Origin of the sequence: Rhodophyticola sp. CCM32 (genome assembly GCF_004751985.1) — a bacterium.
Lineage (GTDB): Bacteria > Pseudomonadota > Alphaproteobacteria > Rhodobacterales > Rhodobacteraceae > Rhodophyticola.
This window is the reverse complement of sequence record NZ_CP038492.1, coordinates 59,592-83,060: the sequence shown is the minus strand read 5'-3', so window position 1 is coordinate 83,060 and position 23,469 is coordinate 59,592. Positions and strand designations below refer to the sequence as shown.

Annotated in this window: 24 protein-coding genes; 11 read left to right on the top strand and 13 right to left on the bottom strand. The window is 60.8% G+C overall.

The annotated features are described in order from the left end of the window. The first annotated feature begins 22 nt into the window (after positions 1-22). The gene (locus E2K80_RS00400; RefSeq protein WP_135371725.1) at positions 23-1,054 is read left to right on the top strand and encodes an SIS domain-containing protein; all 1,032 of its coding nucleotides are present in this window, start codon (positions 23-25) and stop codon (positions 1,052-1,054) included. A gap of 119 nt (positions 1,055-1,173) precedes the next feature. Next, positions 1,174-2,295 (top strand): beta-ketoacyl-ACP synthase III, encoded by a 1,122-nt coding sequence (locus tag E2K80_RS00395; protein ID WP_135371723.1) that lies wholly within the window; start codon positions 1,174-1,176, stop codon positions 2,293-2,295. 67 nt (positions 2,296-2,362) lie between these two features. On the opposite strand, the gene E2K80_RS00390 is transcribed toward E2K80_RS00395, so the two are convergent. The 7 genes from E2K80_RS00390 to E2K80_RS00360 all read right to left on the bottom strand — a co-directional run bounded on the left by E2K80_RS00390 (position 2,363) and on the right by E2K80_RS00360 (position 7,085). Next, on the bottom strand, positions 2,363-2,869 hold the full coding sequence (locus E2K80_RS00390) for a hypothetical protein (protein ID WP_135371721.1): 507 nt from the start codon (positions 2,867-2,869) through the stop codon (positions 2,363-2,365). Between the two features lie 338 nt (positions 2,870-3,207). Next, positions 3,208-4,161, bottom strand: coding sequence for a 2-hydroxyacid dehydrogenase (locus E2K80_RS00385; RefSeq protein ID WP_135371719.1), 954 nt, complete (start codon positions 4,159-4,161; stop codon positions 3,208-3,210). Beyond that, positions 4,161-4,499: a tRNA-binding protein gene (locus E2K80_RS00380; RefSeq protein WP_135371717.1), complete on the bottom strand. Its 339-nt coding sequence runs from the start codon at positions 4,497-4,499 to the stop codon at positions 4,161-4,163. The genes E2K80_RS00385 and E2K80_RS00380 overlap by 1 nt, the downstream gene beginning before the upstream one ends. A gap of 7 nt (positions 4,500-4,506) precedes the next feature. Further along, a complete protein-coding gene (gene proC, locus E2K80_RS00375) occupies positions 4,507-5,319 on the bottom strand; it encodes a pyrroline-5-carboxylate reductase (protein WP_135371715.1) in 813 nt (270 codons plus the stop codon). A gap of 29 nt (positions 5,320-5,348) precedes the next feature. Continuing rightward, positions 5,349-5,852: a YbjN domain-containing protein gene (locus E2K80_RS00370; protein WP_135371713.1), complete on the bottom strand. Its 504-nt coding sequence runs from the start codon at positions 5,850-5,852 to the stop codon at positions 5,349-5,351. A 380-nt stretch (positions 5,853-6,232) separates the two neighbouring features. After that, a complete protein-coding gene (locus tag E2K80_RS00365) occupies positions 6,233-6,733 on the bottom strand; it encodes a hypothetical protein (protein WP_135371711.1) in 501 nt (166 codons plus the stop codon). A gap of 100 nt (positions 6,734-6,833) precedes the next feature. Further along, positions 6,834-7,085: an accessory factor UbiK family protein gene (locus E2K80_RS00360; RefSeq protein WP_135376418.1), complete on the bottom strand. Its 252-nt coding sequence runs from the start codon at positions 7,083-7,085 to the stop codon at positions 6,834-6,836. Positions 7,086-7,198: 113 nt separating this feature from the next. On the opposite strand from E2K80_RS00360, the gene lgt reads away from it, so the two are divergent. From lgt to E2K80_RS19720, 4 genes are all read left to right on the top strand, one after another. Beyond that, a complete protein-coding gene (gene lgt, locus E2K80_RS00355; RefSeq protein WP_135371709.1) occupies positions 7,199-8,113 on the top strand; it encodes a prolipoprotein diacylglyceryl transferase in 915 nt (304 codons plus the stop codon). Next, complete coding sequence (locus tag E2K80_RS00350; RefSeq protein WP_135371707.1) at positions 8,110-9,207, top strand: class I SAM-dependent methyltransferase; 1,098 nt, start codon at positions 8,110-8,112, stop codon at positions 9,205-9,207. The genes lgt and E2K80_RS00350 overlap by 4 nt, the downstream gene beginning before the upstream one ends. After that, positions 9,182-9,955 carry a peptidoglycan editing factor PgeF gene (gene pgeF, locus E2K80_RS00345; RefSeq protein ID WP_135371704.1) on the top strand — a complete coding sequence of 258 codons (774 nt, stop codon included), beginning with the start codon at positions 9,182-9,184 and terminating at the stop codon, positions 9,953-9,955. Before E2K80_RS00350 ends, pgeF begins: the two co-directional genes overlap by 26 nt. Before the next feature lie 282 nt (positions 9,956-10,237). Beyond that, positions 10,238-10,369: a hypothetical protein gene (locus E2K80_RS19720; RefSeq protein WP_274379241.1), complete on the top strand. Its 132-nt coding sequence runs from the start codon at positions 10,238-10,240 to the stop codon at positions 10,367-10,369. 28 nt (positions 10,370-10,397) lie between these two features. Here E2K80_RS19720 and E2K80_RS00340 read toward each other — a convergent pair whose 3' ends face one another. Beyond that, positions 10,398-12,053 (bottom strand): tetratricopeptide repeat-containing sulfotransferase family protein, encoded by a 1,656-nt coding sequence (locus E2K80_RS00340; protein WP_135371701.1) that lies wholly within the window; start codon positions 12,051-12,053, stop codon positions 10,398-10,400. Continuing rightward, entirely contained in the window at positions 12,050-12,550 is a 501-nt protein-coding gene (locus E2K80_RS00335) for an Lrp/AsnC family transcriptional regulator (protein ID WP_135371699.1), read from the bottom strand. The genes E2K80_RS00340 and E2K80_RS00335 overlap by 4 nt, the downstream gene beginning before the upstream one ends. A 218-nt stretch (positions 12,551-12,768) precedes the next feature. On the opposite strand from E2K80_RS00335, the gene trxB reads away from it, so the two are divergent. Next, positions 12,769-13,764 (top strand): thioredoxin-disulfide reductase, encoded by a 996-nt coding sequence (gene trxB / locus E2K80_RS00330; RefSeq protein ID WP_135371696.1) that lies wholly within the window; start codon positions 12,769-12,771, stop codon positions 13,762-13,764. 205 nt (positions 13,765-13,969) lie between these two features. Next, positions 13,970-15,676, top strand: a complete 1,707-nt coding sequence (locus E2K80_RS00325) for a bifunctional sulfate adenylyltransferase/adenylylsulfate kinase (protein ID WP_135371693.1) — start codon at positions 13,970-13,972, stop codon at positions 15,674-15,676. An 84-nt stretch (positions 15,677-15,760) separates the two neighbouring features. Here the strand turns inward: E2K80_RS00325 and E2K80_RS00320 are convergent, their stop codons facing one another. Next, positions 15,761-17,305, bottom strand: a complete 1,545-nt coding sequence (locus tag E2K80_RS00320) for an MORN repeat-containing protein (RefSeq protein WP_238475599.1) — start codon at positions 17,303-17,305, stop codon at positions 15,761-15,763. A gap of 184 nt (positions 17,306-17,489) precedes the next feature. On the opposite strand from E2K80_RS00320, the gene E2K80_RS00315 reads away from it, so the two are divergent. After that, positions 17,490-19,160, top strand: a complete 1,671-nt coding sequence (locus tag E2K80_RS00315) for an NAD+ synthase (protein ID WP_135376416.1) — start codon at positions 17,490-17,492, stop codon at positions 19,158-19,160. Between the two features lie 278 nt (positions 19,161-19,438). Here E2K80_RS00315 and clpX read toward each other — a convergent pair whose 3' ends face one another. Further along, the gene (gene clpX / locus E2K80_RS00310) at positions 19,439-20,704 is read right to left on the bottom strand and encodes an ATP-dependent Clp protease ATP-binding subunit ClpX (RefSeq protein ID WP_135371691.1); all 1,266 of its coding nucleotides are present in this window, start codon (positions 20,702-20,704) and stop codon (positions 19,439-19,441) included. A 153-nt stretch (positions 20,705-20,857) separates the two neighbouring features. Then, positions 20,858-21,487, bottom strand: coding sequence for an ATP-dependent Clp protease proteolytic subunit (locus E2K80_RS00305; RefSeq protein WP_135371688.1), 630 nt, complete (start codon positions 21,485-21,487; stop codon positions 20,858-20,860). A 186-nt stretch (positions 21,488-21,673) separates the two neighbouring features. Here E2K80_RS00305 and E2K80_RS00300 point away from each other — a divergent pair, with 186 nt between their 5' ends. Beyond that, positions 21,674-22,030 carry an ArsR/SmtB family transcription factor gene (locus tag E2K80_RS00300; protein WP_135371686.1) on the top strand — a complete coding sequence of 119 codons (357 nt, stop codon included), beginning with the start codon at positions 21,674-21,676 and terminating at the stop codon, positions 22,028-22,030. Continuing rightward, positions 22,030-22,512, top strand: coding sequence for an SRPBCC domain-containing protein (locus tag E2K80_RS00295; protein ID WP_135371684.1), 483 nt, complete (start codon positions 22,030-22,032; stop codon positions 22,510-22,512). Before E2K80_RS00300 ends, E2K80_RS00295 begins: the two co-directional genes overlap by 1 nt. Positions 22,513-22,552: 40 nt before the next feature. Here the strand turns inward: E2K80_RS00295 and E2K80_RS00290 are convergent, their stop codons facing one another. Beyond that, positions 22,553-23,449 (bottom strand): zinc ABC transporter substrate-binding protein, encoded by an 897-nt coding sequence (locus E2K80_RS00290; RefSeq protein ID WP_238475598.1) that lies wholly within the window; start codon positions 23,447-23,449, stop codon positions 22,553-22,555. Positions 23,450-23,469: the final 20 nt, after the last annotated feature.

The window sequence follows — 23,469 nt, the reverse complement described above, 5'->3', positions numbered from 1 at the left end:
GACAGGCAAGGAGCAGAGCAACATGACCGATACCAGCACCCAGATGCGACGTGAAATCCTGCAGATTCCCTCTGCCGTTGCCCGTCTGCTCGACAAGGGAGGCCCGGCAATCGCCCGCCTTGCAACCGAATTGCGCACACGCGACCCCAATCTGGTGGTGACCGTCGCGCGCGGGTCATCCGACCATGTCTGCACCTATCTGAAATACGCGGTTGAGTTGGAACTGGGCCTGCCTGTTGCCTCAATCGGGCCCTCCGTCGCCTCGCTTTACGGCGCAAAGCTGCGTCTGGACAACGCGCTGTGCCTGTCGGTGTCACAATCGGGGCAAAGCCCGGATATCGTGGCGCTGGCGAAAGCGGCCACCGAAGGCGGGGCATTGTCCATTGCGGTCACCAATGATGCGACCTCCCCCCTGGCGGAGGCCGCCGCCCTTTGCATGGACATCCATGCCGGCCCGGAACGGAGCGTGGCCGCAACCAAGACCTTCGTGACCTCGGCGGTCGCGACCCTGATATTGCTGGCCCATTGGACGGAAGACCACGCCCTGAAGGACGCATTGCACAACCTGCCCGCCCGGCTGGAAGAGGCCACACGGCAGGACTGGTCCCCCCTTCGGCGGGCAATCGGCACGCGCAATTCCCTGTTCACACTCGGGCGCGGGCCATCCTGGGCCATCTCGAACGAGGCCGCGCTGAAATTCAAGGAAACCTGCCAGATCCATGCCGAAAGCTATTCTGCCGCAGAAGTGCTGCACGGCCCCGTCTCGATCATCGGTGACGGGTTTCCGGTGCTGTGCTTTGCTGCAAAAGACGCGGCAGAAACCGCCGTGGTCGATGTTGCCGATACGCTGGCCGGGAAAGGCGCGCAGGTCTTCGTGACCTCTGACAAGGCCCGCCACGCAACATGCCTGCCGCATATCCGCACCGATCACCCGCTGACCGACCCGATTGCCCTGATGGTCTCGTTTTACACCCTGGTTGAACAGGTCGCGGTGGCCCGTGGCATCAACCCCGATGCCCCCCGTCATCTGCGCAAGGTGACAGAAACCGTCTGACCGGTTTTGAAACGTGGTTGAGCGACCTGCTGCGGCCCATCCATTCCACCCATGCAAGCGCCAACAGCTTGACCTGTGGTTAAAACCCGGGCCATCTGAACAGCGTAAGGGAGCCCGCCATGTATCAGCCCGCGATCACCGGAACCGGTGTTTTCACGCCCTCATCCGTCATCACAAATGATGAACTTGTGGCCGCCTTCAACGCCCATGTGACCCGGTACAACGCGGAAAATGCAGACCGCATCGCAGCCGGCGAGATCGAGGCCAAAGCTCCTTCCTCATCTGAATTCATCCATGCGGCCTCGGGCATCGAACAACGCTATGTGCTTGATAAAACGGGCGTTCTGGACCCGGATGTGATGCATCCCTGGCTGCGGGAACGCACCGATGATGAACCGGGCCAGATGGCTGAAATGGCACTGGAAGCGTGCCGTCAGGCCCTTGAAATGGCGGGAAAGACCGCCGCGGATGTGGATGCGGTGATCTGTGCGGCCTCCAACCATGAACGCGCCTATCCTGCCATTGCCGTCGAAATCCAGAACCTTCTTGGGATCGAAGGCTTTGGCTTTGACATGAATGTTGCCTGTTCCTCGGCCACATTCGGCATTCAGGCCGCCGCCGACATGATCAGATCGGGCAGCATACACAGTGCGCTGGTCGTAAACCCAGAAATCTGTTCCGCCCATCTGGAATGGCGCGACCGCGATTGTCATTTCATCTTCGGAGACGTCTGCACAGCCCTGTTGATCGAGCGTGCGGACAGCGCGAATGGCCCGCATTTCCTGATCAAATCCACACGATTGGCCACACAGTTTTCTAACAATATCCGCAACAATAACGGCTTCCTCCGCCGCACCCGCAAGGGCCATATGGAGGATCGCCGCGACATGCAGTTCATGCAGAACGGGCGCAAGGTTTTCAAAGAGGTTTTACCGCTGGTGTCCCGGCATATCGCCGCCCATATGGCCGATGAAAACATCACCGCCGACAATCTGAAACGGCTCTGGCTGCATCAGGCCAACAAGACCATGAATGATTATATCGGCAAACGTGTTCTTGGCCGTGATCCCGCGCCCGGTGAACAGCCCAACATCCTTCAGGATTATGCGAATACATCCTCTGCCGGGTCGATCATCGCTTTCGCAAAATATTCCACCGATCTCGCCCCCGGTGACGCGGGGCTGATCTGTTCCTTCGGGGCGGGGTATTCTGTCGGTTCGGTCATTGTCGAACGTGCTTAAAGGCATGGCGGGGGATTGACCGGTTTCGGGTAAATCCGAAACGCGAAAACGCCAATTGCCTTCCGGGTCACGCTGCCGTTTCATCCTCCAGATGCAGCTTCATCTCCAACAGCACTTTCTGAATTTCCAGCGTCTCCCGCAGCAGGCGTTTGGCCTCGTTGATCGTGATCACCCCATCCGCGATCGACTGGTGATATTCTCCCATCAGCATCGCAAAGCGCTGGCTTAAGGCAACCACATCGGTATTCACACCACCTTCGCGCCCCTCATTGCGTTTGGAATTATCATAGCTCAGCGTGATCCCCTGCAACTCTGCCAGCGCGGTCGTCACATGGGGAAACTGCGCCGCATTTTCCAGCGCCGCCACCGCGTCGATGGGCATGAACCGATCCCCGTGTTCCGCCGCGTCCGAGAAATAGCGGCCCAGCGTCGCCTTGGATTTTCCCGTCAACTCGCAAGCTGCGGCAAAGCCCACATCCTTGATCAACGCCTCAGTATGTTTCTTCAGGTAATTTCCCACGCGCCATTGCCTCAAAATCGGTCCGACTGGGGAAACCAAACCGGTTTTTCCCATGATGGTCAATCGCCCCGGCTGACAGGCTTTGATATGCCCCGCATGTGTTGCGGGGTGATGAACCTGTCATCGGCTCCTGTACCAGGCCGATTGGGTGGGGGTTCGCCGTCATGGTCGATCCGGCCCAGCGCCGGATCGATCCCCCCATGTACGGCGGACCCTTTCATTTACCTGGCTTGCTGTTGAGCCTTGTAAAACCAAGCAGTCATACCTGATCAGGGTCGGTTTTCAGAACTGTTGATCTTTGCCTTTTGTGCATCGGCGCGCAGGCTGCGGCATATCGGGCAATCTGTTGCTCAGGCTAAACTCTGCGCCCGTCTGTGTGAAAACAACGGGTATCAGACCGGGTTGGGCAGTGCCTGACCCTCGGCGCATGCAATCACATTGGCCAGCGCCATCCGCCCCATCGCCTCGCGCACCTCCAGGGCGGCGGTGCCCAGATGGGGCAGAAGCGTGACATTTTCCATCGCGATCAGGGCCTCGGGCACCTCTGGTTCAAACTCATAGACATCCAGACCGGCGCCCGCGATCTGCCCTGCCTGCAAGGCTGTGATCAGGGCGGCCTCATCAATGACATCGCCACGGGAAATATTGATCACCATGGCATGGGGGGGCATCGCGGCCAGCGCGCCTGCGCCGATGAAATGATAGGTGCCCGGCCCGCCCGACAGGGCGATCACCACGATATCGGCCGCAGACATGGCCCGCTCCAGCGACATCTGCTCGGCCGGGAAATCCAGCGATTTACTTGATCGGTTCGCATAGACAATCCGGCAGCCGAACCCGAAATGGCAGCGTCGGGCAATCGCCTGACCGATCCGGCCCATGCCGATGATCGCCACGGTCTTGCCGGTCACATGCATGCCCAGCATCTGCGTGGGCTTCCAGCCCAGCCATTTGCCCGCCCGCACAATCCGTTCACCTTCGCCCGCACGCCGGGCCGTCATCAGGATCAGTGTCATCGCAATATCGGCAGTGGCATCAGTGACCGCACCGGGTGTGTTGGTCACCGCCACCCCGGCCGCCGCCGCGGCTTCCACATCAATATGGTTATACCCCACCCCGAAATTCGCCAGCAATTTGCAGCGCGGGGTTGGAACCCCGGCAAAGACTTCGGCCGAAAACCCGTCCCCAAGGGTGGGGATCACCATATCCTGCTCGGACAGCGCGGTGATACATTCCTCATGGCTCATCGGGCCTCCGCCCGGGCGATGGGTCACCTCAAACCGGGTGGCGGCCTCGGCCATCACCGCATCGGGCAGACGGCGGGACACAAGCAGTTTCAATGTCATCAATGCATCCTCTGGCCGTTGTCCACCACCTGATCCGGGGCCAGCAGGACAATCCCGCCTGTGTCATCGGACACGCCCAGAACCAGCACTTCCGACCGCATCGGCCCGATCTGACGCGGCGGGAAATTGACCACCGCCATCACCTGACGCCCGATCAGCGTCTCGGGCGTGTAATGGGCGGTGATCTGGGCCGAACTTTTCTTTTCCCCAAGTTCCGGCCCGAAATCGACCCAAAGCCTGATCGCGGGTTTGCGCGCCTCGGGGAAAGGTTCGGCCCGGGTCACGGTGCCCACCCGGATATCGACCTTGAGAAAGTCATCAAAGCTGAGATCAGACATGAATGTTCTAGCCTTTCAACGCACGGGACCGGTCGGTGGCCGCTTTGACCGTGGCCTGCATCAGCGGGGCGAGGCCCCTGGTGTCATCCATCAGCACCTCCAACCCGGCCTGGGTTGTGCCATTGGGTGAGGTCACGTTGATGCGAAGCTGTTCCGGTGTCTCATCCGCAGCCTCGGCCAGGGCGCCCGCGCCCGCAACCGTGGCGCGCGCCAGATGCATCGCCATCTCTGCCGGCAGACCCTCGGCCCGGGCCGCGGCGGCAAGCGCATCAATCATGTAGAACACATAGGCCGGACCAGAGCCGGAGGTGCCGGTAACCGTATCGATCTGGTCTTCGCTCTGAAGCCTGACGACCTGGCCCACGGCCTCCAGCAGCCCAGCGGCCAGATCCGCATCTGCCGGGCTGGCCGCAGCGTTGCCGATGATTGCCGTGATGCCTTTGCCTATCGCGGCGGGGGTGTTGGGCATGGCACGGATCACCCGGGTCTTTTCGCCCAGAGCCGCCTCGAAAGCCGCAAGGGGCGTGCCTGCGGCCACCGAAATCACCAGGGTGCCGCCCCCGCCATATGGCGCCAGTTGCGGCAGGGCCTCCTCCATCATCTGCGGTTTCACGGCAACCAGCGCGATGGCCGGGTCCGCAGGCAGGTCGGCATTCATCTGAACACCGGTCTCTCGCAACCAGTCTGACGGGACCGGGTCGATCACCCAGACCTTACGGGGCGGCAGCCCCCGGGCCAGCCAGCCCTGCAACATCGCCGACCCCATCTTGCCACAGCCCAGCATCACCAGGCCACGGCGCATCACTTCGTTAAAATCCATAACCCCTCCGACGGCACGCGCCGCCGAGATTAGGCGCGGCCATAGCTCTCCGCAATGGCGACTTGCATGGCCTCGGCCGGCGTGCTGTTGCCCCAGCAGGCCAGTTGAAAGGCCGGGTAAAACCGCTCGGCGGCCAGAACCGCGGTTTCCACCATGCAGGAAATCTGCTCTGGACTTGCCAGTTGCTCCCCCGCCAGAACCAGCCCGTAGCGATAGACCATCAACTGCTGTGCCTGCCAGTAGCTGAACGCCCCTGCCCAGCATTTGTCATTGGTCAGGTTCAGTGTCTCGTAGAGTTTCGGCAGGCTGTCCTCAGGCGGTTCCATGTCGAAGGTGCAGATCATCCGCAACGTTTCATCATAGGACGACCAGGCCAGCGTCACCGAATAGGTGCGCCACTGCCCCTCGATCGCCATGGCGATCTGATCATCTGCAACACGGTCAAAATCCCAGTCGTGATGGGTTGCAATGGTTTCGACGATATCAATCGGATGAATGTCGTCAGTTTCGAAATACTGCTCGGAAAGTGACATAGCCCAGGCCTCGTTATTGTTGGCAGCCTCGGAGGGGCCTGGCCTTTGCGGCCATGACGCCCACTAGAAGCTGGGTGCCTCACTATGGGTCGCCGGGTTGTTCCCGACCCCATACAAGATATGGTGGGCTGTAGAACCGGGCCTGTAAAGCAGTATTTTCAGGAAAAAGCGCCTTCAACCGCACCAGTTGATGCGTGAGCTGTAGCGGAACACTCAATGCTGCAGTGTATTTACAGTCAAAGTTGCAGCAAGCAAAAAGTTGTGGATAGATGCGACGCCGCTTTCTCTGGCCCTATGCTCGGTCCATTTCAGAGAGACAGCGAGGGCAAGATCAGACGGGCATCCGGTCAGAGGCGCGCGCGGGGGGGACAATAAGCCTGTCAGGCCGCCCGGTCAGACAGGGTTTGCGGCTCATGATCTGCGGGGGCTTCGCGCGGTATATGCATGCGAAGCGTGGCCCCGACCCAAACGCCGATGACCCCGCACAACCCGGCGGCCAGCACCGTATGCCACGGGAAAGACCCGACCACCGCCCCCTCCATAAGATGGGCTGGTGACAGAAGGGCATACATAAGACTGCCAATCTCCCATTGTGACAGGAACATAAGCGCAAAAGCCCCGACAAAGGCCCACACACCGATCCAGAGCGGCCAGAACCCGTACCGTTCAAGGATCTCTTTTGGCAACAGGATCGAGGCCAGCATAACCGCAAGGCTCACCCCCGGCAACCAGACCAAAAAACTGATCCCGTCGGCCAGAAGAAATCCGAATACCGCCGACAGCAATCCACCACTCGCGCCCAGATAAACCATCATAAATACCGATTGCGCCCCCGCGACCACACCGGTCCAGATCGCACCGGTCATAGCAGACCGAAACACGGTATGTGCAAGAGACTCGTCGGGGGTCTGTGGTGGTGGTGTGATAATCATACCCAACATCTAGGGGGGCCATTGGGTCAAAAAGATGGTCAGCCCATGATCACTTTTTGGCTTTGGCCGCTTCCAGCACCTCGATTCGCCCTTTCAGCGCCTCATTTTCCTCTCGCGCCTTCTGGGCCATGGCGCGGGTGGCGTCGAATTCTTCGCGGGTGACAAAGTCGCGGTCTGCCAGCCATCGGTCCATCATGGATTTCATCGCTGTTTCGGCCTCATCCTTCGCGCCCTGGGCGACGCCCATCGCGTTGGTCATCAATTGCGAGATATCTTCCATGATCTTGTTGCGGGTCTGCATCGGTTTCTCCATTTCGCTTACACCTGATATGGCGGTGCGGGGCCTGCCAATCAAGGTTGACTTCGCCGCAGGCACCCCCCATCCAACCCTCACAAACCGGTAACGGAGACCCCATGCAGGCCGCCATTCCCTTCCCCGATATCTCGCCCGAGCTGTTTGCGATCACACTTGGCGGGTTCGAATTTGCCCTACGCTGGTATGCGCTGGCCTATATCGCGGCGCTGCTGATCGGCTGGTGGCTGGTGCTGCGCGCGGTAAAACACCCCCGGCTCTGGCCCGGCGACACGGCACCGATGACCCCGACGCATGTGGAAAATCTGGTCACATGGGTGATCATCGGGGTGGTCCTGGGCGGGCGGCTTGGCTTTGTTCTGATCTATCAGCCCGGCTATTATCTGCAAAACCCTGCCCAGATTCCGATGATCTGGCAAGGCGGCATGGCCTTTCATGGCGGGCTGGCCGGGGTGCTTGTGGCAGCTATGCTGTTCTGCCGGCGGTACAGATTGCCCATGATCAGCGTTGCTGATGCGCTGGCCATGGCAACCCCGCCGGGCCTGTTGCTGGGCCGGATCGCGAATTTCATCAATGCAGAGCTGTGGGGGCGACCCACAGATGCACCCTGGGGCGTGATCTTCCCGGGCGAATACGCCCAGGCCTGCCCCGGGCCTGAGGGGCTGGTCGAGCATGCATTGGTGACGTTATGCGCCCGCCATCCGTCGCAACTTTACGAGGCCGGGCTGGAAGGGGCGCTTCTTGGGGCGGTTATCTTCTATCTGGTCTACCGGCGGGGCTGGCTGAAAGTGCCGGGTCAGGTGATGGGCCTGTTTCTGGCAGGTTACGGGCTGGCCAGGTTCATCGTCGAATATTTCCGCCAGGCGGACCCGCAATTCATCACCCCCGATACGCCTCTGGGCCATGTGATCTCATTGACCCCCGCGCTTGGCGTCAGCATGGGGCAATTGCTGTCCCTGCCGATGCTGGTGATCGGCATTGCAGTCATCATCATTGCCCGCCGGCAGGCCGCGTGACAGCACTTGGCGACAGGCTGATCGCGCGGATACTGCGCACCGGGCCGCTTTCGGTCGCCGAGTTCATGACCGAATGCCTGCTGAACCCGCGGGACGGGTATTACACAACCCATGCGCCGTTTGGCACCAGCGGCGATTTCACCACCGCCCCCGAGATCAGCCAGATGTTCGGGGAGCTTCTGGGCCTGTGGCTGGCACAGGTCTGGCTGGATCAGGGCCGCCCCGCCCGGTTTGTGCTGGCCGAGCTTGGGCCCGGGCGCGGCACGATGATGGCCGACATATTGCGCGCCACTGCAAGGATCGACGGCTTTCACGACGCCATGCATCTCGCACTGGTCGAGGCCTCCCCCGCCCTGCGCCAGTTGCAGAAGGCCGCGCTTTCCGGTCATGAGCCCGGATTCTGCGACCATGTGGGGGCCTTGCCGCCGGGTCCTCTCTACCTTTTGGCCAATGAGTTTTTTGATGCCCTGCCGATCCGGCAATTCCAACGCGGCAAACGGGGCTGGCATGAACGCCAGATCGGCACCGATGGCAGCCGTCTGGTCTGGGGCCTTGCCCCGGAACGGGACATTGCCGCCCTTGATGACCGGCTTGAGGCGACCCCCCACGGCCATCTGGTAGAGCTGAACGCCCCGGCCCTGCCATTTGCCGGAGAGATCGGGCAGCGCATTGCGCGGGACGGCGGCGCGGCGCTGATCGTGGATTACGGCGGTTGGGAAAGCCATGGCGATACGTTTCAGGCGGTGTCCCGGCACGGGTTCGCCGACCCGCTCAACGCGCCGGGAACCGCTGATCTGACCGCCCATGTCGCCTTTGGCCCTTTGGCCCGGGCGGCCACCCCGGCGCGGGCCACTGATCTGATGCCACAAGGCGTGTTTCTGGAACGCCTTGGCATCACCCCGCGCGCGGAACATCTGGCCGCAGGGCTGACCGGCCCGCCCCGGGATCAGCATATTGCCGCGCATCGGCGCTTGACGCATCCCGATGAAATGGGAACCTTGTTCAAAGTGATGGGCCTGCGCCCACCCGATGCCCCGCCCCTGCCCGCCCTGGAGCCCGCTGCCCCCGATGTCCCCGGCCACGACACGCCTTGAGCCTTTGACCTCTGATCTGCTGGAGGGCATGACCCATGGGTTTTTCACCCGTCGCGGCGGCGCCTCATCAGGTATTTTCGAGGGGCTGAACTGCGGCGGCGGGTCCTCTGATCAGGCCGAGATCGTCGCCCTGAACCGTGCCCGCGTGGCCCATAATATGGGTGTTGCCCGCGCCCGCCTTGTGACCATCTATCAGGTGCATTCCGCCGAAGCGGTCATGGTCGAAGACAGCGCCCCGGACCCCACCCCCAGGGCGGATGCGATTGTCACCTCCACCCCCGGCACCGCGATTGCGATTCTCACCGCCGATTGTCAGCCGGTTTTATTTGCCGACCATAAGGCAGGGGTGATCGCCGCCGCGCATGCGGGCTGGAAAGGCGCACTTGACGGGGTGTTGGAGCGGACAATTGATGTGATGGTGGAGGCCGGAGCCACACGAGAGGCCATCTGCGCGGTCATCGGCCCCGCGATCAGCCAGCGCGCCTATGAGGTGGGGCCGGGATTTCTGGACCGGTTCATGGAGGATGACCCGGACAACACGCGGTTTTTCATCAATGGTTCGGGCGACCGGTATCTGTTCGATCTGCCTGCCTATGGGTTGATGCGGCTGAGGGCCGCGGGTGTGGGAGAGGCGGAATGGACGCGCCATTGCACCTATTCCGACCCCGACCGGTTCTATTCCTATCGCCGTTCCACCCATGAAGGCGCGGCAGATTATGGTCGCCTGATCTCGGCGATTCGCCTTTGAAGCGCGGGAATTGGGCTGTTTTGCCCCGTTTTTGATATACCGCCGGAATATTGGGCAAGCTTGGGCCGGATGATGCCGCACCATCGCCCCATTTGTAGACACCCGGTTACATAAGGCCCCGAAAATCAAGCTGAACCGGCCAGGGGCACCGCCACATTTAAGCCATGAAAATCCACCGGAAATAAGCACGAAAGCCGCAAGACTGCCTGAATGCCAAGGCAGGATGCTCTCAACCCGCGAAAACACGGGATATGAGATGCCAATGCACGAAGGAACACGAAAATGACAAAGCGACGCTGGATGAAATCGGCGCTGATCGAAAGCCGGAAAGATCAGATCGAGATGCCCTGGGCCCGGCAACTGCGCGCCGCACGGCGGGCAGAGATACAGGTGCCGCTCAAGAAAGCCAGCTGAGGCCGGTTCGACCGGCACTACCCCGTTTTCAGAGAATGATCTCGGTCTCAAGCGCGTCGATCAGTGGCTTCAGATCACCCTCGAACCGCCGCCAGGCGGCCACGGACCCCCGATTGATCGGCTGGCGCACCTGGGCCACACTCAATGTCTTGACCGCGCGGGAGGAATGCTCCGGCGTCAGACAGGCCGGATCCCATGCCAGATCGCAAAACGCCAGCATCGCGCGGATCTGCGGTTCCGGCTCTGTGGTCAGGGCCTCATACTCCACTACATGCACCCGCCCCGGCAGCCGGTTTTGCCAGGCGGCGGTCGTGGCATCGAACAGCCGAATGAACCGGCCGATCTCTTTCAGATCATAGGCGTAGCGATGCAACCCGTCAGGAAACAGGTTTTTGTAGATCGACAGGCCCACATCCCGCGGATCGCGGTTCAGCAACACAAATCTGGCTTTTGGCAGGGCGCGGGCCACGGGGCCCATCAAGGCAAAGGTCGAGATTGACTTGTCCGTCACCCGCCCGGTCCCGGCTTTGGCCAGCGCCTTTTCGGCCCAGTTTCTGCCCGCCTGCCACCAGTCATTGCCTGCGGGGGTGTCGCCCGCCGCCAAAGCCTCGGCCAGCGGCAATATCGTGTCACCAAACAGCGCCATCTCACCGCCCGGCGCCACATCCGCATGCACCCCAAGGATGGTTTCGACCAGCGTGGTGCCCGATCGGGGCAGGCCAACCACAAAAATGGGCGCGGCCCCTTCATAGCCATCGAAAACATCGTCCTGAAAACTGTTCAACCGGTCGCGCGCGGTTTTCAGATCATTCTCGAACCCGTAGGGAAATCGCCGCGCGGTGATCCGGTTGGCGGTGTTCAGATGGGCAAAGACGGTATCATACCGGCCCTGATCCTCCAACGCCTTGGCCAGACCGAAAGACATCAGCCGCCGGTCTTCCGGGTCGCTGACATGGTCAGCCAGTTGTTGCTCCAACGCCACGACATCTGCCGCGTCTTTGGGCTGTTTGCGCCCGCGCATCAGCGACAGCCAGGCCCGCCCATGGGTCGGTGCGGTTTTCAATGCCGCGCGCAGATCCGCCTCCGCCTTGTCCAGCGCGCCCATGGTCTGGAACACACCAGCCCGCAACACCCGGGCGGCGGCGGCTTTCGGCGCCAGTTTCACCGCCTCATCCAATGCCGACAGGGCGCCGGTATAATCATCAGCGGCGCTCAACCGACCGCCCATATGGGTCAGAACCTGCACCGGCGATCCACCCGCCTTCATCGCAGCGCGATACATCTGCTTTGCCTTCGACACCTGCCCCGTATCCAGCAGCCGATCCGCCTGATCGACCAGTTGCGCATCATTGGTGCGTAAGGTGACACCCGCCGCCCTGGCCTGACGGATCAGTTTCTGACGGTCGCCGCCGGTGTTTATCTCTGCCAGCGCCTGCCACAGGGCGGGTTCCTTCGGTTTCAGTTTCAGCGCCCGGCGATACCATTTCGCCGCCGCCGCCAGATCGCCGCTTTGCGCGCTGATCTGGCCCAACTGGAACATCGGTTCTGCCAGGGGGCGCTGGTCGAGAATACGCAGATATCCCTGTCGCGCCACATCCATCTGCCCGGCCTGCTGTGCCTTCAGCGCGGCCTGATACGCCTCTTGCACCGAGGTTGCACTGCGCAGAGACCCGGGCTTTTTCATGCGGATTGGCTCAGCCGGTCCTCCATCACGTCGAAGGGCACGCCGGGGTCATCCTTTGCCCCGCGGATCACCAGAGACGTGCGGACCGAGGCGACATTGGGCGCGGATGTCAGAAATTCGGTCAGGAAGGTCTGAAAACTGCTTAAATCCGGGGCGACGCATTTCAGGATGAAATCAATGTCCCCGTTCAGCATGTGGCATTCGCGGACCAGGGGCCAGGACCGACACAGGGCCTCGAACGCAACCAGATCCGCCTCCGCCTGGCTGTGCAGACCGACCATCGCAAAGACCTGCACCTCGAACCCCAACTGGCGGGCATCCACATCGGCGTGATAGCCCCTGATATACCCCGCCTCTTCCAGCGTGCGGACCCGGCGCAGACAGGGCGGCGCCGATATGCCCACCCGTTTGGCCAGTTCCACATTGGTCATCCGGCCATCTGCCTGCAATTCGGCCAGAATCTTCCGGTCAATCGGGTCCAGCTTTGTGCTTGCCATGATGGCCCCCCTTTGCGCTTGCCGGTTTTGGAATCATCTCGATTCAGAACCACATGCGCAATAATATTTCGTTCATGCGCAATATATGAAAGAGAGCCTGCCTGAATGCAAGGCTTTCCCCGATCCCGCGCACAGAGCCTTTATTCCGCTGGCGCCCGTCGCTATATCGCTGTGACGGGCATTCTGCCTTATTCCAAATCTGCCGAAAGCTGCCGCATATGTCTGACACACGCCACACCCCCGTCCTGATCATCGGCTCTGGCCCTGCGGGGTATACCGCTGCCGTCTATGCCAGCCGCGCGATGCTGAAACCGATCCTTGTGCAGGGCATCCAGCCCGGCGGGCAGTTGACGATCACAACCGATGTGGAAAACTGGCCGGGCGATGCCTCTGTCATGGGTCCTGACCTGATGGTGCGGATGGAGGCCCATGCAAAAGAGATGGGAACCGAGATCATCGGTGATCACATCATGTCGCTGGATCTGTCGAAACGCCCCTTCACCGCGAAGGGAGACAGCGGCACGGTCTATACCGCCAATGCGGTCATTCTGGCCACCGGCGCACAGGCGAAATGGCTGGGCCTGCCGTCTGAGGAGCATTTCAAAGGCTTCGGCGTGTCGGCCTGTGCCACCTGCGACGGGTTTTTCTATCGCGGGCAGGAGATCGTGGTGATCGGCGGCGGCAATACCGCGGTCGAGGAAGCGCTGTTTCTGACCAATTTCGCCTCCAAGGTCACGCTGATCCACCGCCGCGACAGCCTGCGGGCCGAAAAGATCATGCAGCAACGCCTGTTCAAGAATCCCAAGGTCGAAATATTGTGGGACCATACGGTGGAAGAAGTTGTCGGCAGTGACGAGCCGCGCGGGGTTGAGGGCGTGCGCGCCAGACATGTGGAAACCGGCGCGATCACCGAGATCCCCTGCAAGGGGTTTTTCGTGGCCATCGGTCACGCGCCCGCCACCGAACTGGTGAGTGAACAACTGGATATGCATAATGGCGGCTATGTGAAGGTTGAGGCCGGATCGACCCGCACCTCTGTTCCCGGCGTGTTCGCCGCCGGTGATCTGACCGATCATATTTATCGTCAGGCGGTGACGAGCGCCGGGATGGGCTGCATGGCCGCGCTGGATGCCGAAAAGTTCCTTGCCGAGATGGCAGGCGAAGCCCCGGCAGAGGCCGGGGTCTATGCGGTCGCGCCAGACGCTGCTGAATAAGGACGCTGCTGAATAAGCAGGCATAGGGTTCCCCGGGGTCAGCCTATTCATGCTGCAATCGCAGAAAATCTGCGCCAAATCCGCCCCAGTGACACGGGATGGCTTGAATATCGCCCTGTTCTGGCACTAGAGAGCAGCCGAAGGGCGGTTTCTGGAGCCGTCTTGTTGTTCATCTGCACCACCAAATATTTGAAAGTCCGATTAAATGACCACCCAACCGCTTGCGCCGATCCCTGAACTTTATGTCTCTTATGACTCCGCCCAGAAGCTGAAAACCGAAGCCGCCGACCTGCCAAGCTGGGACCTGAGCCCGCGTCAGATCTGTGATCTGGAACTGTTGATGAATGGCGGGTTCAACCCGTTGAAAGGTTTTCTGACCGAGGCGGATTATACCTCTGTCGTCGAAAACATGCGCCTGGCCGATGGCACGCTCTGGCCGATGCCGATCACCCTGGATATCAGCCAGGAATTTGCCGATGGCATCGAACCCGGTCAGGATATTGCGCTGCGCGATCAGGAAGGCGTGATTCTGGCGATCCTGTCGATCAGCGACAAATATATGCCCAACAAGGCGCGCGAGGCCGAAATGGTCTTTGGCGCCGATGATATTGCCCATCCGGCAGTGAATTATCTGCACCATGTGGCCGGTCCGGTCTATCTGGGAGGGGCGATCACCGGCATTCAGCCGCCGGTGCATTATGATTTCCGCGCCCGCCGCGACACGCCCAATGAGCTTCGCGCCTATTTCCGCAAGCTTGGCTGGCGCCGTGTGGTGGCCTTCCAGACCCGCAACCCGCTGCACCGCGCCCATCAGGAACTGACCTTCCGGGCCGCGAAAGAGGCACAGGCGAACCTGCTGATCCATCCGATTGTCGGGCTGACCAAACCCGGCGATATCGACCATTTCACCCGCGTCCGCTGCTATGAGGCGGTGCTGGATCAATACCCGTCAGCCACCACCACGATGAGCCTGCTGAACCTGGCGATGCGCATGGCCGGCCCGCGTGAGGCCGTGTGGCATGGTCTGATCCGCAAGAATCACGGCTGCACCCATTTCATCGTCGGCCGTGACCATGCGGGCCCGGGCAAGAACTCCCAGGGTGAGGATTTCTATGGCCCCTATGATGCGCAGGACCTGTTCAAGGAACATGCCGATGAGATCGGCATCCAGATGGTGCCTTTCAAACATATGGTCTTTGTGCAGGAACGGGCCGAATACCAGCCCGCCGATGAGGTCGCCAAGGATGCAACCGTTCTGAACATCTCGGGCACGGAACTGCGCCGCCGTCTGGCCGAAGGGCTGGAAATTCCGGAATGGTTCAGCTTCCCCTCGGTGGTGGCCGAACTGCGCCGGACCCGTCCGCCCCGCTCCCGTCAGGGGTTCACGGTGTTTTTCACCGGTCTGTCCGGCTCCGGCAAATCCACCATCGCCAATGCGATCATGGTGAAACTGATGGAGATGGGCGGTCGCCCGGTGACCTTGCTGGATGGCGATGTGGTGCGCAAACACCTGTCATCCGAGCTTGGGTTTTCCAAAGAGCATCGTGACATCAACATCCGGCGGATCGGCTATGTCGCCTCGGAGATCACCAAGAACGGTGGCATTGCCATCTGTGCCCCGATCGCACCCTACACCGCCACGCGGCGGTCGGTGCGGGAGATGGTCGAAAGCTATGGCGCCTTTGTCGAGGTGCATGTGGCCACCAGCCTTGAGGAATGCGAACGCCGGGACCGCAAAGGGCTGTACAAGCTGGCGCGGGAAGGCAAGATCAAGGAATTCACCGGGATTTCCGATCCTTATGAGGTGCCCGAAACCGCTGAGCTTGTGGTCAACACCGAAGGGATGGAAGTGGATCACTGCGCCCAGCAGGTGCTTCTGAAACTGGAAAGCATGGGCCTGATCGCGGTCTGAGCCAATCAAGGCATGGGGGCGCTGCCCCCATCGCCTGCGGCGATTCCCCCGGCGTATTTTGCACAAGAAGAAAGGGCGGCTGGTCTATTGATCGGTGCCCGCTTCGGGTGTGGTTTCCGATGTATCGGGGTCTTCCGCCGGGGCGGGGGCCTCTTCGGGCTGAACCGCGCTGTCATCGGTCGCATCGGTCAGCCGGCCGTCTTCCCAGGCGCCTTCGACCACCTGGCCTGTGGCATAGGTCATGGTGCCCGTACCCTGACGGCGGCCATTCACAAAGACGCCTTCATAGACATCGCCATTGGCATAGGTGGCCACGCCTGAGCCATTGATCTCCCCTTCGGCCCAGGCACCGGTATAGGAAAACCCGTCGGGCATGGTCAATGTGCCCTCACCCGCGCGCTGGCCTTCGGCAAAGCCGCCCTCATAGGTGGTGCCATCGCCATAGGTGGCGATCCCCTGACCATGGCGCAGCCCGTCTTCCCAGGCGCCCTCATAACGATAGAGCAGTTCCGGTACATCATAGCCTTGACCTGCGGCTGTCGCGACCTCGGCATCATAATCCGGGTTGGGCTGGGTCATCACGCCCTGCCCGTGCTGACGGGCATTCAGGAACTGGCCTTCATAGACAAGCCCGTTGGCGTAACGTGCCACGCCAAAGCCCTGGATCACCCCATCGGCCCAATCGCCCTCGTAGCTGGAGCCATCCTCATAGGTGATCGTGCCGCGCCCATCGGCCAGATCATTGCGGAACACCCCCTGATAGATGGAGCCATCGGGATAGGTGACCTGCCCCTCACCCTCAATCCGGCCTTCGGTCCATTGCCCGACATAAAGATAGCCATCGGCGCCCGTGAAACTGCCCTGACCATGGCGCCGGTCATCGGCAAACGCCCCTTCATACACATCCCCGTTGGAATAGCGCACGATGCCCTCACCCTGACGCTGGCCATTGACCAATATGCCCTCGTACACATCGCCATTGGGCTGGGTCAGCACGCCTTCGCCATTGATCTGGCCACCGGCCCAATCGCCTTCATAGATCACGCCATCGGCCATCTCCAGCCGCCCGCTGCCCGCCCGCTGACCGGCCTGGAACTCTCCTTCATAGACCGCACCATCCGGGTAGGTGATCGTTCCGCTGCCCTCTTTCAGCCCGTTATTCCACTGGCCCTCATAGCGATAGCCATTGGGGCTTTCCATCACGCCGCTGCCATGGTGCAGCGCGTTCTGAAAGCCGCCTTCATAATGCACGCCATTGGCGTAAAGCGCGGTCCCCTGACCGTTGATCAACCCGTCCGACCACTCCCCTTCATAGGTTGAGCCATCCGCAAAGGTGATCAGACCGACCCCTTCGGGCCGTCCGGCGGCGAAATTGCCCTGATAGATCGACCCATCGGGAAAGATCGCACGGCCCTGGCCCCTGATTTCGCCATCAACCCATGTGCCGGTATATTCATATCCGTTGGGCAGCCGGTACGTGCCCTGGCCGTGCTGCACACCACCGCGGAACTCCCCCTCATATATCCCGCCATTTTCATATTGCTGGATATCGACCTGGCTGTCCTGCGCCAGGACCATTGCTGGCAGCGCCAGACAAAGGGCGCTGGCGCCTAGCATCTGTCGGATCATGCCCCACCCCGGCTTTTGCACATCACACTCTCCCTATCGGATCCCTTGTGTCTGGTCCGCCCCAAACCTAGGTGAGGACCACAGGCCCCGCAACGCATTTCGCCGAAACCGGGCAGGCTTGCGCTTGGCCCTGACCGCCGATCTGTTAAACCATGCCTGACAAACACCGGATAGCGTGAGCGATATGGCCGATAGTTTTCACCTTTGCCTGGCGCAACTGAACCCCACTGTGGGGGATCTGTCGGGCAATGCCGCCAAGGCGCGCGCCGCATGGGCCGAGGCAAAAGCCGCAGGCGCGCATATGATTGCCTTTCCCGAGATGTTCGTGACCGGATATCAGTTGCAGGATCTGGTGAAAAAACCGGCCTTTGCCGCCGATGTGCAGCGGGTGATCGAACAACTGGCGGCGGATTGTGCCGATGGCCCGGCGATTGGCATTGGCGGGCCGCTGCCCGGCGGGAACAAGCCATTCAACACCTATTTCGTGCTGCAGGAGGGCAAAATCAGTGCTCAGGTGCTCAAGCATCATCTGCCCAATTACACCGTGTTTGACGAAAAACGCTATTACAATGCGGGCGATCCTGCGGGGCCGGTGCGTGTGGGGCCGCTGCGTATCGGCATCCCGGTCTGCGAGGATGCCTGGTTCGAGGATGTGACCGAGACCCTGGCCGAAACCGGAGCCGAAATTCTGCTGGTTCCGAACGGGTCGCCTTATCATCGCAGGAAATTCGGCCTCAGACAGATGATCATGGTCTCCCGCGTGATCGAAACCGGCCTGCCGATGGCCTATCTCAACCTGCTTGGCGGGCAGGATGACCAGATTTTCGATGGCGCCTCCTTCGTTCTGAACCCGGGCGGCGCCCTGACCCATCAGATGCCCGCCTTCGAGGAAGGGCTGTTCCATGTCAGTTTCAAGAACACCGCCGATGGCTGGCGCGCGGTCGCGGGCGAAAAGGCGTTTCTGCCAGATGAATGGGAGGCCGATTACCGCGTCATGGTTGAAGCCACGCGGGATTATCTGACCAAGGCGGGGTTTTCCAGGGTTCTGCTTGGCCTGTCCGGCGGGATCGACAGCGCGATTGTCGCAACCATCGCGGCGGATGCGATCGGCCCGGAAAATGTGCGCTGCGTCATGCTGCCCTCGGAATACACGTCTGAGATCTCGCTGGAAGATGCCGCCGATGTGGCCCGCAGACTGGGCACGAAGCTGGATACGGTTTCAATCTCCGGGCCCCGCGCCGCCGTGACCGACGCCCTTGCACCGCTGTTCAACGGCACCAAACCCGGCGTGGCCGAGGAAAACATCCAGTCCCGCCTGCGCGGTGTCGCACTGATGGCCCTGTCGAACAAGTTTGACGAGATGCTGCTGACCACGGGCAATAAATCCGAGGTCGCGGTGGGCTATGCCACGATCTATGGCGATATGGCCGGCGGCTATAACCCGATCAAGGACCTGTACAAAACCCGGGTGTTCGAGACCTGCCGCTGGCGCAACGCCAATCATCGGCCCTGGATGAAAGCGCCCGCGGGCGAGGTGATCCCGCCCCGGGTGATCGACAAACCGCCCACCGCCGAGTTGCGCGAGAACCAGAAGGATGAAGACAGCCTGCCGCCTTATGAGGTGCTGGATGTGATCCTGGAAATGCTGATCGACAAGGAGGCCTCGGTCGCGGATGTGGTCGCCATGGGGTATGACCGCGCCACGGTAAAAAAGATCGAGCATCTGATTTACATCAGTGAATACAAGCGCTTCCAGTCCGCCCCCGGCGCGCGACTGACCGAGCGCGCGTTCTGGCTTGACCGGCGTTACCCGATTGTGAACCGCTGGCGGGATGATACGGCAGAAATCGTTTAAAGCAGCATGCTGTAATCTGACTGCCTCTTGATCAGCAAACTGCTGATCTACGGCGAAATCATTTTATTCTGCACCAAATATAGTTTGCGTAGAGGGCATCGCCCGAACCGAGGGGCAGGAAGCGAAGCGCCCGCGCCCCTTGGGGGCGGCTCAGACGCTGCCCGGCGGTGCCGCCGGGCGGGAGGGTGATCTGAGCCAAGGCTGAACACACACCCTGTAGATTTCGCCCGCAAACGAGCAATCGCCAGAAGTTTGAAAATCGTGAATAGCAGCGCGTCTCAGCCTGCGGAGGCCGGTTCTTCTTTCGGGCGCTCCGCATAGATCAGCAAAGGCTGTGCATCGGAATTCACCGCTTCTTCATTGACCACAACCTCTTCCACCCCATCGGTGCCCGGCAGATCGAACATCGTATCAAGGAGGATATCCTCCATGATCGAGCGCAGGCCCCGCGCACCGGTCTTGCGCGCAATCGCCCGTTTGGCAATCGCGCCCAATGCGTCATCGGTGAATTTCAGGCTGGCATCTTCCAGTTCGAACAGCCGTTGATATTGCTTCACCAGCGCGTTTTTCGGCTGGGTCAGAATGGTCACCAGCGCATCCTCATCCAGATCGGTCAGGGTTGCGATCACGGGCAGACGGCCAACAAATTCCGGGATCAACCCGAATTTCAGCAGATCCTCCGGCTCCAACTCGCCAAACATCTCACCCACGCCGCGGGTATCATCCTCTTTCACATCAGCGCCAAAGCCGATGGCCGAACCCTTGCCCCGCTGCGCGATGATCTTTTCAAGACCCGCGAAGGCCCCGCCGCAGATGAACAGGATATTTGTGGTGTCGACCTGAAGGAATTCCTGTTGCGGGTGTTTGCGCCCGCCCTGGGGCGGCACACTGGCCACCGTGCCTTCCATGATTTTCAGCAGCGCCTGCTGCACCCCCTCGCCCGAGACGTCACGGGTGATCGACGGGTTGTCGGATTTCCGCGTGATCTTATCAACCTCGTCGATATAGACGATCCCGCGCTGCGCCCGATCCACATTGTATTCAGACGCCTGCAACAGTTTGAGGATGATGTTCTCCACATCCTCACCCACATATCCGGCCTCGGTCAGGGTTGTGGCATCGGCCATGGTGAACGGCACATCCAGAATCCGGGCCAGTGTCTGGGCCAGAAGCGTCTTGCCGCACCCCGTGGGGCCAATCAGCAGAATATTCGATTTCGCCAGTTCGATATCGGTTTTGCCCGCATGGTTCAGGCGTTTGTAATGGTTGTGGACCGCCACCGACAAAACCCGTTTCGCATGGGCCTGACCGATCACGTAATCATCCAGCACTTCGCAAATCTCTTTCGGGCTGGGCACACCATCGGTGGCCTTCAGTCCGGCAGATTTGGTTTCTTCCCGAATGATATCCATGCACAGCTCGACACATTCATCGCAGATGAACACGGTCGGACCCGCGATAAGCTTTCTCACCTCGTGCTGGCTTTTGCCGCAAAACGAGCAATAAAGCGTGTTCTTGCTATCCGTGCCGGAAGAACTTGCCATGTTATCTACCTCAACCGGTTGGGTCCGGGGGCCTGTCCAAACCCGATTTCGCGCATGTATAATGTCCTGTTCCGGGCAGACTAGAACAGGCAAAACCCGGCCACAACGCCAAAATGCCTGTGGCGGGCCTGCCCCCGCAACAGTGTGACATGCTCAACTCTCGTCCTCTCCGGTGGCGCGGTTTTCGACAATCTCGTCAATATGGCCCCAGTCCTTGGCCTCTTCGGCGGACATGAAATTGTCCCGCTCCAGCGCCTTTTCCACCTCTTTCAGACTGTTGCCGGTATGTTTGACATAGATCTTGTTCATCAGAGTCTTGATCTTCTGGGTCTCGGCCGCGTGGATCATGATATCGGTCGCCTGCCCCTGATACCCGCCCGAGGGCTGGTGCACCATGATCCGGCTGTTGGGCAGCGAGAACCGCATGCCGGCCTCCCCCGCGACAGACAGGATCGACCCCATCGAGGCCGCCTGCCCCACCACAAGGGTGGACACTTTGGGCTTGATGTATTGCATCGTGTCATAGATCGAGAGACCCGATGTCACCACGCCGCCGGGCGAATTGATATACATTGAGATCTCTTTGGTCGGGTTTTCCGCCTCCAGATGCAGAAGCTGCGCGACCACCAACTGGCTCATCCCGTCATGGATCGGGCCATTGACGAAAATGATCCGCTCTTTCAGCAGACGCGAGAAAATATCATAGGCGCGTTCGCCCCGGCTGGTCTGTTCGACCACCATGGGGACAAGATTGTTCGAGAAATGATCAACGGGGTCTTGCATCGGGTCCTGCCTGTCTGATGTCTGAGAAATCTTATGATCTTACGGTTACGAGAGTCTTAGTTGTGGGCACCCGGGGCTTCAAGGGGCCGTGATTGTGGCCCATGATGTGGGAGCCGCGAATTATGAGCACATTCTATCGGCCATCTTCCGGTTGACAGAATCGTAAGTTTATACTTACGGTAAGTCATGACTAACGCAACCCCCGGACCCGAAGATGCCATCGCCGCCCTTGGCGACCCGACCCGACGCGCGATTGTCGAGCAATTGCGTCATGGCGCCCTGCCCGTGGGGGAACTGGCCCGCGGATTGACTGTCAGCCGCCCGGCCGTATCCCAGCATCTGAAAATCCTCAGCGATGCGGGATTGCTGGAGGTCACCCCGCGCGGCACCCGCCGTGTCTATGCCCTTGCCCCGCAAGGCGTGGCCAATCTGCGCCGCTATCTTGACAGGCTCTGGGATGACGCGCTGGCCGCCTTTGTCGCCGAGGCAGAGCGGCGCGCAGAACCCGCCAAAACCCCGCCCCCAAAACCGGAGATTTCCTGATGACCGACCCGATCCAGAAAACCGTTCATGTTCCCCTGTCCCCCGATCAGGCCTTTGATCTGTTCACCGAAGACATGGCAAGCTGGTGGCCGCTTGACAGCCATTCGCTTTCTGCCGGGGATGGCACCACGGCCCGCGATGTCACGGTTGAGCCCGGCAAAGGCGGGAAAATCATCGAAACCCGCCCGGACGGGCAAACCGCGCCCTGGGCCACGGTGACCGAATGGGCACCGGGCGCCCGCCTTGCGCTGGATTGGTATGTGGGCCGTGACCCGTCTGAGGCAACACAGATCACCGTCACCTTCACCGCCGAGGGCTCTGGGACCCGGGTTGACCTGACCCATGGCGGGTTCGAGGTTCTGGCCAGCGCGGCCTCCGGTATCATGGCGGGCTATCAGACCGGATGGGACCATGTTTTCGGCGCCTGCTATCGAAACGCCTGCCAAAGCCGCGCCGACAGCAAGGTTTCGGCAGTTATGTGAACGTCAGGTCTACAGCGAAATCGACACGCATGGCAGCACCTTAGCGACAGGTTGCAAATCGATCCGCAATCCCCCGCATCAGCGCCGGGTACAGGTCCGGCCCCACCTCCAGCGACGCCCCCAGGGGATCAATCATCGCTGTTATCGCAGGGGTGTTTTCGGTCACGGATGCGACAATCCGAGAGTCGAACTGCGGTTCTGAAAAAACGCAAACCTCCCCCAGTGCCGCCACCCGGTCGCGGATTTCATCAAGCCGTGCCGCAGATGGCGCCTGCGCATGGGAAAGTGATATTGTGCCCAGCGGCTCCAGCCCGTGGGCCCGTTCAAAATACTGATATGCATCATGGAAAACGACAAATTCCAACGGTGTCTCGGATCGCAACATGCCGGAAATTTCAGATCTCAGCGCTTCAAGTTCCCGCACGCCGGCTTCTGCATTGGCCTGATAAAGCGCCGCATGTCCCGGATTCGCCATCGCCAGATGATCTGCGATCCTGACGGTCCAGACAATCGCATTCTCCACATCAAGCCATCCATGGGGGTCCAGCCCGTGATGGGCAGACACCGCACGCTCATGATGATCATCATCGGCTGCCTGATGGTCATGGGCGGCGCCTGCGGAAATGGTGTCGCGATTGGGATATGTCACGACCCCGTCCAGCGCCATCAGCTCCAGTATCTCGGCATCCTCGGCCAGCACCGTGACGGCCTTGGCCAGTCCGGGCGTCAGCTCCGGGCCCATCCAGATCACCAGATCGGCCTCGGTCAGGGCCCTTGCCTGCGACGGGCGCAGAGAGAAATCATGGGATGAAACGGTCCCATCCATCAGAAGGCCCGGCACGCCAACACCCTGCATAAGCCGCGCGACCAGAGACTGCACCGGCGGAATATCAGTAATGACAACGGGATGATGGGCAAAGGCACCTGTCGATGTCAAAGCAACACATAGTGCAGCGG